Genomic DNA, 12,613 nt, shown 5'->3' with positions numbered 1-12,613 from the left:
GACGGCGAGGCCGAGCCCGGCGCGCGCGACCGTGCGGCGATGCACCCCGGCGCACAGCGGGGCGATGGCCAAGCCGGTCACCGCGGTGAGCAGGAGGGTCGCGGTGACGAGCCAGCTGGCGGTGAGGACGTCGAGGCCGAGGCCTGTCTGCGCGGCGGTGATCATGTAGGGCGAAAGATTGACGCCCAGGTACCCCGCGATCCCGATGGCGAACGTCGCCGTCGCCGTCGGGAAGCGGAGGGGGATTCGGGTGCGGAGATCGAGAGTGGTCATGGGGCTCCAGGGAGTCGGCACGGCATTGTGCGGAGAGAGGGAAGACAGCGGACGTGCGGCGGGTGGGGCACGAGGCGTAAACGAATGGTGTTCGTAAACGAATGGTGTTCATTATTATGCACAGATGAGGGTTCTCGCGGAACCCCCAGATCTCATACCCGGTCCGCCGGAGAAAGCGAGTCCCCGATGCCGAGGCCTTCCTCCCCGCTCCTGTCCCCGGAGATCATCGGCTCGGCGGGTCTCGCGCTCGCGAGAGCCGGCGAACCGTTCGGAGTGAACGCCATCGCCCGCGAGCTCGGCGTGCGCCCGTCATCGCTCTACAACCACGTCGACGGCATGGACGGCATCCTCGAGCTCATGCGCGGAGAACTCGTGGAGGGATACCGCGTCGAGTGGCACGGCGAGCCCTGGGACGAGTTCGTGCTCGCTGTGCTGCGCACGCAACGCCGGATGTACGCAGATCACCCGCAGCTCGTTCCGTTGCTCGTGGGGAAGACGATCACGCACCCGGCGGTGATCGCCGCATACGACGATCTCGCATCCGTGCTCGTCGACGGAGGCTTCCCCGACGATGAGGCGCTCTCGGTGATCGCCGTCATCGACGCCTTCGCGATCGGCTTCGGTCTCGATCTCGCCTCTCCCGACGAGGTCTGGCAGCCCGAAGGCGGCACGCGCACTCTGGGGCGTCTCATCGACGGAGCGGAGCGCGGGAGTGCACGGTCGGATCGCACATTCGAGCTCGGGGTCGGCCTGCTCCTCGACTCGCTGCGCGCGCGTCTCGTCGGCACTCCGCCCATGACCGATCAGGCGTCTTCCCGGTTCTGACGTAGCATGCACTCTGCCGCATCCGTCGATCCCGAGGAGGACACATGACGACCTGGAACCCTGACGAGCTCAGCCGCATCGCCGAGCCGGAGATGTTCGATCTCTCCGCGCAGCTCGAGGACGGCACGATGCCGAAGACCGTGGGGATCTGGGCGGTCGCGGTCGATGGTCGTCTGTTCGTCCGCTCCTACACGGGACTTGCGGGCAAGTGGTACGCCCCGGCCCTGGCCAGTCTGCGCGGACGCGTCTCCGCGGGTGGCGTCACGAAGGATGTCCGCTTCGAGAGGGTCGGCGATGAGGCGATCAACGCCGCGATCGATGCCGAGTACCTCCGCAAGTACACGCCGAGCCCATACGCTCCCGAGATGGGTCAGGAGCCGGTGCGTTCGAACACGCTCGAGGTCATCCCGCTCGACTGACCGTGTCGCGATGCGTCGCGTCGACCGGGGAGATTGGCCCTCTCGATGACCCGCCCCAGACGGTGTCGTCGAGAGGGCTCACCGCCCTTCCCGGACGGTAGGGGAGGCGGCGAAGATATCGCTGCGCTCACGGCTGATTCCCCAGTCCTCAGCCTCGTAGCCCCCGCTACGAAGAGCAGAATATCGCTTAATCCGCTTGTCCGCCATTTGGGGGACAAAGAAATTTACGAATGTTGCTCGTGAGGGACTCCCTGGTGTCTTCCTGACGGCCTTCTCTAGGGTGGACTCATGGACAGACTGCTCGTGCTCACCGCTCAGGTCGCCATCGCCCACGGCCATCGCATCGAGGTGACGGAGCAGACCGATCCGCTCACTGACGAACCGGTCATCCTCGCCATCGTCGACCTCGACACGGGCATCCGCTATCGACGCGCAGAAGACCCGAGCGGCGACTTCTCCTGCTGGATCGGGCGCGTCCTGCGCTGCACCGTGACGATGGGTGGCGCCGGCGCGCACACCTCGCTGCTCGTCGACCCCATCGGGCCCGGTCCGACCGGCGCCAAGGTCGCTCTCCGTGAAGCCGACGCAGCCGCGGACGCCGCGAAGGCCGAGGCGGACCGCTGGGGTGGAGCCGACCGTCCTCCCGTGGAGGAGCCCGAGCGATTCTGGTGAGTCGGGGCGGCCGTCCTCAGCGGAAGTCCCTGGACCGATGCGTGAGACCGGTGCGAAGATCCTCGAACCCATCGGCGAGCACGTTGACCACGCCCTCCGCAGATCGCTCCAGGATGCCGCGGATGATGAGTGCCGGTGAATCACGGGCGACCCGGCGGTAGCGGTTCCAGACCCCGGCTGAGCAGACGACGTTCACCAGGCCGCTTTCGTCCTCGAGATTCACGAAGGTGATCCCGGCGGCCGTCGCGGGTCGCTGACGGTGAGTGACCAGACCGGCGACCTCGATGCGTCGACCGACCTCGTGTCCCTGCAGGTCGATCGCCGTCAGAACCCCGCGCGCGCGCAACTCGTCGCGGAAGTGCGCCATCGGATGATCGTCGGTCGACACGCCGGTCGCCCACAGGTCGGCGGAGAGACGCTCGTAGCTGGTCTGATCGGCGAACAGGGGCGGTTGCACCGCGACCGTCGTCCCCGGGAGGAACCGGGAACGGTCGTCCGCCGCGGCGCCGGCCATCCAGATGGCCTCTCGGCGTTCCAGGCCCAGGCAGTCGAAGGCGCCGGCGGTGGCGAGGGCCTCCAGTTGCGCGGCGGTGGCATCCGTTCGTCGCACCAGGTCGTTCAAGTCCCGGTACCGGCCGTTCGCGTCGCGTTCGGCGACGATCCTCTCCGCCATCGGCGCCCCGATCCCACGGATGCCGCCGAGTCCCAGCCGCACCGCGAACTCGCCGTCCCTGCGATGCGCAGCCGACTCATCCGATGCCTCGCGATCGAAGCGGAGGACGGAGGGCTGAGGGTCGGCGAGGCACGCGTCCCGGCCGGTGGGCCCGTTCCCCGAGGCGCCGGCGAGTGGTTCCAGGGTCTCTGTCGCACCGGAGACATGCAGATCGGGGCGGTGGACCTCGACCCCATGCCGTCGAGCATCGGCAGTGAGGGTCGCTGCGGAGTAGAAGCCCATGGGCTGCGAGCGCAGGAGGCCGGCGAGGAACGCGGCGGGGTAGTGCAGCTTCAGCCAGGAACTGGCGTAGACGAGAAGGGCGAATGACAGGGAGTGCGACTCGGCGAAGCCGAAGTTGGAGAACGCCTGGATCTGCGCGTAGATGCGATCGGCCGCCTCATCGACGAGTCCGCGCCGCGCCATCCCCGCGTACAGCTTGTCCCTGACCTTCTCGATCTTCTCCAGGCCGCGCTTGGAGCCCATGGCCCGGCGCAGCAGGTCCGCCTCATCGGCCGTGCAGTCGCCGATCGCCGTCGCCATCTGGATGAGCTGTTCCTGGAAGATCGGGATGCCCAGCGTGCGTTTCAGGATGTCCTCCAGATCGCTGTGCGGATACGGGATCAGGAACTCCACCGGCTCTTCGCCGCGCAGGGCGCGCTCCCGGTTCTCCTCATCGATGCGGTCCTTCGCCATCTTGCGCCGCACGAAAGGATGCACAGCGCCACCCTGGATGGGGCCGGGGCGGATGAGCGCGATCTGGATGGCGAGATCGTAGAAGCTCCGCGGCTGCAGACGGGGGAGCAGTCCGATCTGCGCGCGGGATTCCACCTGGAAGACTCCGATCGAATCCGCACGGCAGAGCATGTCGTAGACCCCCGCCTCCTCCTTGGGGATGCTCTCGAGCGTCCACTGCTCGCCTGTGGTCTCCCGGATCAGGTCGAAGCAGTGCTGGAGGGCGGCGAGCATCCCGAGACCCAGCAGATCGAACTTCACCAGTCCCATGAAGGCGGAGTCGTCCTTGTCCCACTGGATGACCGTGCGGTTCTCCATGCGGGCGTGCTCCACGGGAACGACCTCGCCGACCGGGCGTGCAGTGAGCACCATGCCGCCGGAATGGATGCCGAGATGCCGAGGAGCCTTCAGCAGCTCTCCCGCGTAGGCGAGCACGTTCTCGGGGATGTCGTGTCCTTCGACGGGCTCCAGACCCACGCCCCAGCCGTCGACCTGGCGGGACCATGCGTCCTGTTGGCCGGGGGAATGGCCGAGTGCTCTGGCCATATCCCGCACCGCGTTCTTCGGGCGGTATTGGATGACGTTCGCCACCTGGGCCGCCCGCTCCCTGCCGTACTCCCGATACACCCACTGGATGATCTCCTCGCGGCGGTCGGAGTCGAAGTCCACATCGATGTCGGGCTCTTCCGTGCGGGTCGTCGCGAGGAACCTCTCGAAGGGGAGACGGTAGAGGATCGGATCGACGGCGGTGATCCCCAGCAGGTAGCAGACCGCGCTCGCCGCGGCCGACCCCCGACCCTGGCAGAGGATGCCGAGCCGTCGTGCCTCCGTGACGATCCCGTGCACGATCAGGAAGTACCCGGGGAAGTCCTTCTCCTCGATCACGTCGAGCTCGCGCGCGATCCGGTGCCGGCCGTCGTCGTCCAGTCGCGGGTACTTCGTAGGTACCGCCTCCCAGACCAGATGGCGCAGCCAGCTCATGGGCGTGTGCCCCTCCGGCACCTTCTGCTGCGGCAGCGCCGGTCGTGCGAGGCGCAGGGGGAAGGCGGATGCCGCGGCCAGTTCGAGCCCGTACGAGATCGCTCCGGGGTGGCGCCGGAAGCGCGCCGACATCTCGGCCCCGCTGCGCAGGTGTGCACCGCCGTGGGAGGGCAGCCACCCGTCGAGCTCGTCCATGCTGCGCACCGCGCGCACCGCGGCCACGGCCTCGGCGAGGGGCGCCTGCGCCGGCGTGGCGTAGTGCACGTTGTTGGTCGCGACCACCGGCAGGCGCATCCGACGGGCCAGCTCGGCGAGGGTGTCGTTGCGACGGGTGTCGAGGGGGTCTCCGTGGTCGAAGAGCTCGACGGCGACGTGCTCGCTCCCGAACAGGTCGACGAGCGACCGCAGCGGATGGGCGGCGTCTCCGGCCTCGAGACCGCGGCGCACGGCGCCTTTGCGGCATCCGGTCAAGATCGTCCAGTGCCCGCCCGCACGTGCGGCGAGATCGTCGAGGTCGTAGACCGGGCGCCCCTTCTCACCGCCGCGCAGCTGCGCCGCGGTGATCGCCCCCGAGAGCCGGTGATAGCCCTCCGTGCCCCGGGCGAGGACCAGCAGATGCTCGCCGGCGGGATCGGCGTGACCCCGTTGTGGTGCGGGCAGGTCCAAGGAGAGCTCCGCTCCGAACACTGTCTGCAGCGGGCTCTCCATGAGGCCGGCCACCTCGGCGAAGCGCGCGGCGCCGTAGAAGCCGTCGTGGTCGGTGAGGGCCAGAGCGGTCAGCCCGAGGCGGTCGGCCTCGGCGAGGAGTTCTTCCGGGGAGGAGGCGCCGTCGAGGAACGAGTACGACGAATGGGTGTGCAGCTCGGCATAGGGGATCGGGTCTTCGGGTCGGGGCGCGGCCGGGGGCGTGCGCGTGCGGCGACGGCTCACCGGTCCGGGGTCCGTCCGCTGCCCTCGAGGCTCGGAGCCGGGAGGAGGCGGGGGTGACTCCTCGCCGCTGAGGGTGCGCTCCAGCTCGTTCCAGGACAAGGGGGGATTGTGCCACCCCATCAGCGATACCTCCCCTCGGCCCACCAGCGCTCGCCGGCGTGGAAGACCAGCCACGCGCGGTCGTGGTCGTCGACGATCTGGAGCCGGTGCCCTCGCTTCCCTCCGCCCGAGGTCCATCGTCGTTCGTGCACCGGCCAGGGGCCGGCCCATGCCTGCACAGCCGCTCCCTCGATGCGGGCGGGGTCGTTCGAGAGCGCCCCGCGTTCGTCGACGCCGATGGTGCTCTCATCCGCGGCGAGCACCGCGATGGGGCGCGGGGGGAGGAAGACCTCGGCGGGCAGCGGATCGGGAAGGCTTCCCGGCCAGGGGGAGCCGGGGTCGCGCGGAGGGACCGTGCGCTCTCCCCAGGGTGTGAGCACCTGCCGGTCGGCGAGCCAGCGCCCACCCGCGACGGCGGCGGTGACCACGCCCTGATGGCCCAGCATGGTCTGCACGCGCGAGACCGCGTGGTGCAGGCGCTCATCGGTGCCGGAGCCGAAGAGACCGGGCTGGTGATGCGCGGCGTCATCGACGGCGGCGGGGATGATGCGCACCGCCATGATGCCGCCGAAAGCCCGCGCCTCGTCGACCGGTTCCTTGGCGGACTGCGCGGCCAGAGCCTCCAGCTGCCACCGCACCCGGTCGACCAGGTCGGAGGCGTCGAAGCAGGTCGGATGCAGCCAGGAGCGGGAGTAGACGGCCCCGTTGTCGTCGGTCAGCTCGATTCGCACCTCGGTGCAGACGAGTGAGACGTCGCCGAGAGCGAGCATCACCGCATCAGCCGTCTGGCGCACCGCGAAGGCCACCTGATCCGTTCCGCCCAGCGGGGAGTCGAACTCGATCCGCCGCGCCAGCTCCGGATCGGGTGGGCGCGGTGTCAGCGGCCGGGAGTCGGCACCGGCCGCGAGCGCGTGCAGGCGCGCGCCGTGCTCGCCGAAGCGATCGCGCACGTCGAGAGGGGCGAGGGCGGTGAACTCGCCGAGGGTGCGCACTCCGAGGCGGACGAGCAGACCGGTGATCTGTTCGTCGCGCAGCACCTGCACGGGGTAGGGCGCCAAGAACTCACGGGAGCCCCCCGGTGGCACCACCGTGCACGCGGCGGAACCGCGCGCGGCGATCTCCGCCGTGAAGGGACCATCGGCGACCCCCGCACGTGCCTCGGGGAAGCCGGCCTCCGTCAGGACGGCGGTGAGTGCCTCTGCGGCCTCCGCCTCTCCTCCGTGGTAACGGGAGATGCCCCGGGCACGGAGGATCGCGAGCCCCGGTCTCAGCAGCGTGACCCCAGGGGCGTGTCTCTCGATCAGATGCAGCACCGGCAGGAAGGCGCGCTCGTCCCTCTCGGGGTCATGGGGGAGCACTCGCAGTGACGAGAGATGCCCCTGCGCGACCCGGCGACGCTGGCCGGTGCGCACGCCGTGTTCCCGGGCGGAGGCGGTGCACGCGACGATCGTGTTCGCCTGCACCAGGGCTGCGGGCGGATGCGGGGGCGCGCTGCTGAGGACGGCACGCATCGGCCAATCGGGGAACCACAGCACGAGGACGCGAAGCGGGCTGTTCATCCGGCCTCCGCCCAGTGCAGGAGCTCCAGCGATACGGGCTCGACGGGCACGGGAGAGTCGTGGGAAGGGGCGGACAGCGCGGTGAGGTCGACGGCAGCGGGCGCGATGGCGATGGGCTCGACGGCGGTGGGCTCGACGGCGCCGTGTCCGCCCGGCAGCTGCACGCGCACGCTCGACGGGCGAGGGCTGTGCCGTGTCCGAGCCGTCACCGTGACCGTGCAGTCGGAGAGCAGTCCCCAGCCGGCACCGAGGCCGTGCCAGTGCGGGTCGTGCAGGCGAATCGTCCCCTCGGTCTGCGGCCAGCGTTCGACGCCGGGAGATTCGGTGACCAGGAGTGTGCATCCGCGATCGCGCAGGCGCGCGCTCAGCCGGGAGACGTCGGCGTCTCGAGTCCGTGAGCCGGGAGTCACGACGATCAGGGGAACGACTTCGGCCAGGGCGGAGGTCGCCGCCAGCCAACGATCGCCGGGTGCGGGCACCAGGATCAGCCGGGTGAGGTCGATGCCGAATGCGGCGGCCGCTTCGACGCCGAGGGTCGGCATGCCGACAACGGCGCACCAGAGCCCCTTCTGCGACGCCGCGCTGAGGAGCGCGAGCACGAGGCTCGGCGACGGGGAGACGGTGTAGGAGGTGCCGGTCTGCAACCCTTCCTCCGGAAGGAGGGCGGCGAGGGCGGGGTCGAGGGGGAGCAGCGCGTGCTCGCTGCGTCGCCGCTGCATCCGGCTGATCTCGCGGCGCAGTCGCAGCACTTCTCCCGCGCGGGAATCGCCCGCCGGAGAGAGCGGGGCGATGGCATCGAGCCCGATCACCTGCATCCTTTCTCGAAGATATATTCTAATATACCAAGGGGTCTGACTGACGATAGTTCGTACATCGGACATTGGCCAGGGGTTGTCCACAGGGGGTCGGGGCAGCGGTCGGCGATCTCCTACTCTGCGGGGATGGATATCCGACTCTCCCTCGTCGTCCTCGTGCACGGTCTCCTGCTGGGCGTCGGGACCTGGCTCATCGTGATCGACGTCCGCACACACCGGCTCCCGAACCGCATCGTGCTGCCGACGCTCGCCTCCCTGATCGGACTCGGCGCGATCGATGCTCTGTGCACGGGGGAGAGCGGGCCGTTCCTCCGTGCCCTCCTCGGCATGCTGCTGCTCGGCGGCTTCTACGCGGTGCTGCGGGTCATCAGCCGTGCGGGGATGGGTGGGGGAGACGTGAAGCTCGCCGCCGTCATCGGCCTGGTGCTGGGGTGGCACGGCTGGCAGGCACTGGCGGTCGGCGCGGCAGCGGCCTTCGTGCTGGGGGCGCTCTACGCGCTCGTGCTCATCCTGCTGCGAAGAGCGGACGGTTCCACCCGCATCGCCTTCGGGCCGTGGATGATCGCCGGCGCCCTTCTCGGCGTCGTCCTCGGATGACGCCGCCCTCGGAGGAATCCGCATGCCTCGCCCGGATACCGCACCGACGGCGCTACCCTGAGCACATGGCACTCGCACGGCTTCACGGCGGCCCGCTCGACGGGCAGATCATCCCTCTCGGCGACGCGGACGACAAGCTGATCGTCCCCTACAGCGAGACGCAGGTGGTGTACAACCGCCGAGGCGGACCGCAGAACACCGGCCCGAACGATGGGCCCACCGAGGTCGACTACTGGTTCGACGAGTCTCTCGAGGACCTCACGCTCGACGATGACTGAACCGTCCCGTACGGTCGAGGTCGAGCGCAAGTACGACGTCGATCTCGAGACGCCGCTGCCGCGCTGGGACGCGATCCCCGGAGTCGACACCGTCACCTCCGGCGAGGTGCGCACCCTGGATGCCCGGTACCTCGACACCGCTGATGGTGCTCTCTCGCAGAGCGGCGTGGCACTGCGTCGTCGTACCGGCGGGCCCGACGAGGGCTGGCATGTGAAGGGTCCGCGGCAGGGTGACGGGCGAGTCGAGATCGGCTGGCCGCTGGGCGAGGGCGATGAGCTCCCGCCCGCCGTCGCAGAGACCGTCTCGGAGTGGACGAGCGCACCCCTCACCCCGCTCGCACGCATCGAGAACGACCGCACCGCCTATCTGCTCACGGGCCCCGGCGGGGTCGTCGCCGAGTTCGTCGACGACCGGGTGCGCGCCACCGACCTGCGTCAGAACGTGCAGCGCGAATGGCGGGAATGGGAGATGGAGCTCGGGCCCGCGGCGCCGACCGATGACGCGGGGCGTGCCCTGTTCTTCGACGCCGTGGAGCAGGCCGTCCGCGCAGCCGGAGGCCGCGAATCGGCATCCGGCTCCAAGCTCGCGCGGGCGCTCGGCTTCTAGGGCAGGCTGCGGTCGCGCGCAACCCCTTCCCCCGGGACGGTGCGCAGTGCTTGAGTGACACCATGAGCCGACCGCCTGTGCTTCGATCGCTGCAGACGATCGTCCCCGACACCGTTCTCGTCCAGGAGCAGGTGCGTGATGTCTTCGCGCAGCAGCCCGACCTCGGGAGGCTGGCGCAGCGCATCGTCACGACGTCCTTCAACGTCTCAGGGATCGACGCCAGGCACACGGTGATCGATGAGCTGTCGCTCGCATCCGACACGACCGATCCCGTCTTCTTCGACCGGCGAACCGGGAGGCTGCTCGCCCCCGGCACCAAAGTACGCAACGACCTCTACACGCGTGAGGCCACGCGGCTGTTCGTCGAGGCTGCGAGGCGAGCGATCGGGTCCGACCCCGATCTCGGGCCCGCCGATGTGACGCATGTCATCACGGTCTCCTGCACCGGATTCCATGCCCCCGGCCCGGAGTACGAGATCGTCCGCGCCCTCGGGCTGTCCGATGCGGTGCAGCGTTTCCACCTCGGCTTCATGGGCTGCTATGCGTCCATGCCGGCGCTCCGCGCAGCGAGTCAGTTCTGCGCGGCGGACGAGAATGCGGTCGTCCTGGTCGTGAGCGTGGAGCTGTGCACGCTGCATCTGCGCTCCTCGGAGGACCCCGACACGATCGTCGCCTCGTCCCTGTTCGCCGATGGTGCGGCTGCCGGAATCGTCACGGCCCGCGACCTTCCCTCTCCTTCGACCGGGCTGCGCCTCGACCGCTTCCACACCGCGATAGCGCCGGAGGGCGAGAAGGACATGGCCTGGACGATCGGCGACACCGGATTCGAGATGATCCTCTCCACCGCGGTTCCGCAGATCATCGGCGAGACGATCATCGGCGCCCTCCGACCGCTCTATGCCGCGGAAGAGAGTCTCGGCGAGGCCTTCGAGACCGGCAGCGTGGGGGAGGTGGTCGAGCACTGGGCGATCCACCCCGGTGGGCGCAGCATCCTCGACAAGGTGCAGGAGCGGTTGCACCTCAGCGACGCGCAGCTGCACCCGGCCAGGGAGGTGCTGCGGCAGAACGGAAACATGTCCAGCGCGACCGTACTGTTCGTCCTCAAACACATCCTGGAGGAGGAGGAGGAGGGGGCAAGGGCAGGGGACCGGGTCTCTGCGATGGCGTTCGGCCCGGGGCTCACCGCCGAGAGCGCGCTGATGACCGTCGTCGCCTCGACCGAGTCATGAGGCGGTCCCTCGCCACGCGGGACGTCGGCGCCCGCGAGCTGATGGACGATCCGCACGCCGATGCGCGCAAGCTGGCCCGGACCTACGGGCGGTTCGGGTTCGTGAACGCTCTGGTCTCCCGCCCGGGAACCTTCTACCGTCGTGACATCCGGCCTCGGGCGCTGCGCTCCCGGTCGTTGCGGATCCTCGACGTGGGGGCGGGCGGGGGCGACCTCTGCCGTCTGCTCGCCCGGCGATTGCGTCATGAGGGGCTCGACGCCGAGATCACCGCTCTCGACGTCGACGAGCGGGCGATCCGCTGGGCATCGGCGCACGATCGCGGCGCCGGCATCCGGTATCGCCGCGCCCTCACGACCGAGCTGGTGGCGGCGGGCGAGACCTACGACGTGGTGCTGTCGAACCACGTGCTGCACCATCTCGACGACGCCGAACTCCGGACCGTGCTCAGCGACTCCGTGCAGCTCGCGGCTCCAGACGGCTTGGTATCCCATCACGACATCGCCCGCAGCCGCACGGCTCATGCGCTGTTCGCCGCGGCGACGTGGCCGGTCTCCGGAACTCTGCTCGCGGACTCGTTCATCCGCGAGGACGGCCTCATCAGCATCCGCCGTTCGTACACGGTCTCCGAGCTCGCAGCGATCGCCCCGAGTGGCTGGATCGTCAGCGGGGGTGTGCCCGCTCGTCTGGAACTGCGGTGGGAGGGAGACCGTGCCCGACCATGACGTCCTGATCGTGGGAGCGGGGCCCGTCGGGCTGCTGCTGGCGTGTCTGCTGGTGCAGGAGGGGAGGCATGTCGCTGTGTGCGAGCGCCGTACGGATGCGGATGAGCGGACCAGGGCGATCGGGATCCACCGTCCGGGGCTGGAGGCTCTGGATACCGCGGGCATCGGTGACGCGGTGCGGGCGGAGGCGCTGCGCCTCGACGGCGGCGAGGTGCGCAGTCGCCGTCGGACCCTGGCGACTCTGACGTTCGGGCAGGATCACCCGATCCTCATCCTCCCGCAGCCGCGGACCGGCGCACTGTTGCGCGCACGCCTGCAGTCGCTCTCCCCCGAGTCGCTGCTTCTCGAACACGACGTGCGGGGCGTACGGCAGAACGCGGATGCCGTGCAGATCGCATGCGTTTCCCCCGACGGACCGCACGAGCTGTCGGCTTCCGTGGTGGTCGTCGCGGACGGCGTGCGCAGCCGACTCCGTGACCGGATCGACGCCGGGTGGCGCCGCCGCCTCGGACGGGCCTCCTATGCGATGGTCGACCTCGCCGATGCGACACCCGACGCGCGCGCCGTGCTGCACTGCGAACCGGAGGGACTCGTCGAGTCGTTCCCACTTCCCGGTGGACAGCGCCGGTGGGTGGTGCGGGAAGCGGAGGGCGGAGGTCTGCGCAGCATCGAGGAATTCTGCGCAACCATCGAGACGCGCACGGGAATCGCCGTCGCCCCCGCGGCGGACGCGATGCCGACGTCATTCGTCGCCGCGCAGCACGCGGCGAAGCGACTGCAGCGCGGGCGGCTGGTGCTCCTCGGCGATGCCGCGCACGAGATCAGTCCGATCGGCGGGCAGGGGATGAACCTCGGGTGGATGGATGCCGTTCGTCTCGCCACCGCCCTCGTCAGGACGCTGCCGAGTCGGATGCCCGACCTGTCGGGGTACGAGCGGCACGCGCGCAGATCGGCCTCCCGGGCGCAGCGCCGCTCGGCGTTCTACATGTCGATGGGCGCTCCCGCTCCCCGGACGGTCGTGCGTGGACGGGAGGTGCTGATGCAGGGGCTCGGATCGGCACCGCTGCGCGGATGGACGACCGGCCTCCTCACGATGCGCGGCCTCTGACGGCTCCGGAGACGCACGAAGGCCCGATCCGCTGTCGGCGGACCGGGCCTTC

13 protein-coding genes are annotated in these 12,613 nt (G+C 69.8%); 9 read left to right on the top strand and 4 right to left on the bottom strand.

What is annotated here, in order from left to right:
* On the bottom strand, window positions 1-273 hold a 273-nt coding region (locus tag B2869_RS17285; RefSeq protein ID WP_373695379.1), incomplete at its 3' end, for a hypothetical protein.
* Between the two features lie 186 nt (window positions 274-459).
* On the opposite strand from B2869_RS17285, the gene B2869_RS17280 reads away from it, so the two are divergent.
* The 3 genes from B2869_RS17280 to B2869_RS17270 all read left to right on the top strand — a co-directional run bounded on the left by B2869_RS17280 (window position 460) and on the right by B2869_RS17270 (window position 2,189).
* Window positions 460-1,098, top strand: a complete 639-nt coding sequence (locus B2869_RS17280) for a TetR/AcrR family transcriptional regulator C-terminal domain-containing protein (protein ID WP_292769256.1) — start codon at window positions 460-462, stop codon at window positions 1,096-1,098.
* A 44-nt stretch (window positions 1,099-1,142) separates the two neighbouring features.
* Complete coding sequence (locus B2869_RS17275) at window positions 1,143-1,517, top strand: DUF2255 family protein (protein WP_021199303.1); 375 nt, start codon at window positions 1,143-1,145, stop codon at window positions 1,515-1,517.
* A gap of 288 nt (window positions 1,518-1,805) precedes the next feature.
* Window positions 1,806-2,189 (top strand): hypothetical protein, encoded by a 384-nt coding sequence (locus B2869_RS17270; protein WP_292769252.1) that lies wholly within the window; start codon window positions 1,806-1,808, stop codon window positions 2,187-2,189.
* A 16-nt stretch (window positions 2,190-2,205) separates the two neighbouring features.
* On the opposite strand, the gene B2869_RS17265 is transcribed toward B2869_RS17270, so the two are convergent.
* The 3 genes from B2869_RS17265 to B2869_RS17255 are packed head-to-tail and all read right to left on the bottom strand — an operon-like array spanning window position 2,206 to window position 8,020.
* Window positions 2,206-5,667: an error-prone DNA polymerase gene (locus B2869_RS17265; RefSeq protein WP_292769249.1), complete on the bottom strand. Its 3,462-nt coding sequence runs from the start codon at window positions 5,665-5,667 to the stop codon at window positions 2,206-2,208.
* The gene (locus B2869_RS17260) at window positions 5,667-7,205 is read right to left on the bottom strand and encodes a DNA polymerase Y family protein (protein WP_292769246.1); all 1,539 of its coding nucleotides are present in this window, start codon (window positions 7,203-7,205) and stop codon (window positions 5,667-5,669) included. Before B2869_RS17260 ends, B2869_RS17265 begins: the two co-directional genes overlap by 1 nt.
* Window positions 7,202-8,020, bottom strand: a complete 819-nt coding sequence (locus tag B2869_RS17255) for a hypothetical protein (RefSeq protein WP_292769243.1) — start codon at window positions 8,018-8,020, stop codon at window positions 7,202-7,204. The genes B2869_RS17260 and B2869_RS17255 overlap by 4 nt, the downstream gene beginning before the upstream one ends.
* A gap of 126 nt (window positions 8,021-8,146) precedes the next feature.
* Between B2869_RS17255 and B2869_RS17250 the strand changes: the two genes are divergently transcribed.
* From B2869_RS17250 to B2869_RS17225, 6 genes are all read left to right on the top strand, one after another.
* Window positions 8,147-8,617, top strand: coding sequence for a prepilin peptidase (locus B2869_RS17250; protein ID WP_292769240.1), 471 nt, complete (start codon window positions 8,147-8,149; stop codon window positions 8,615-8,617).
* Window positions 8,618-8,682: 65 nt separating this feature from the next.
* Window positions 8,683-8,895, top strand: a complete 213-nt coding sequence (locus B2869_RS17245) for a hypothetical protein (protein WP_021199309.1) — start codon at window positions 8,683-8,685, stop codon at window positions 8,893-8,895.
* Window positions 8,888-9,502: a CYTH domain-containing protein gene (locus B2869_RS17240; protein WP_292769237.1), complete on the top strand. Its 615-nt coding sequence runs from the start codon at window positions 8,888-8,890 to the stop codon at window positions 9,500-9,502. The genes B2869_RS17245 and B2869_RS17240 overlap by 8 nt, the downstream gene beginning before the upstream one ends.
* Window positions 9,503-9,564: 62 nt before the next feature.
* A complete protein-coding gene (locus B2869_RS17235) occupies window positions 9,565-10,731 on the top strand; it encodes a type III polyketide synthase (RefSeq protein ID WP_292769234.1) in 1,167 nt (388 codons plus the stop codon).
* A complete protein-coding gene (locus B2869_RS17230; protein ID WP_029264904.1) occupies window positions 10,728-11,453 on the top strand; it encodes a methyltransferase domain-containing protein in 726 nt (241 codons plus the stop codon). The genes B2869_RS17235 and B2869_RS17230 overlap by 4 nt, the downstream gene beginning before the upstream one ends.
* Window positions 11,440-12,561: an FAD-dependent oxidoreductase gene (locus B2869_RS17225; protein ID WP_292769228.1), complete on the top strand. Its 1,122-nt coding sequence runs from the start codon at window positions 11,440-11,442 to the stop codon at window positions 12,559-12,561. The genes B2869_RS17230 and B2869_RS17225 overlap by 14 nt, the downstream gene beginning before the upstream one ends.
* Window positions 12,562-12,613 lie beyond the last annotated feature (52 nt).

The organism is Microbacterium sp. UBA3486, assembly GCF_002377845.1.
Lineage (GTDB): Bacteria > Actinomycetota > Actinomycetes > Actinomycetales > Microbacteriaceae > Microbacterium > Microbacterium maritypicum_A.
This window is presented reverse-complemented; position numbering and strand designations above follow the sequence as displayed.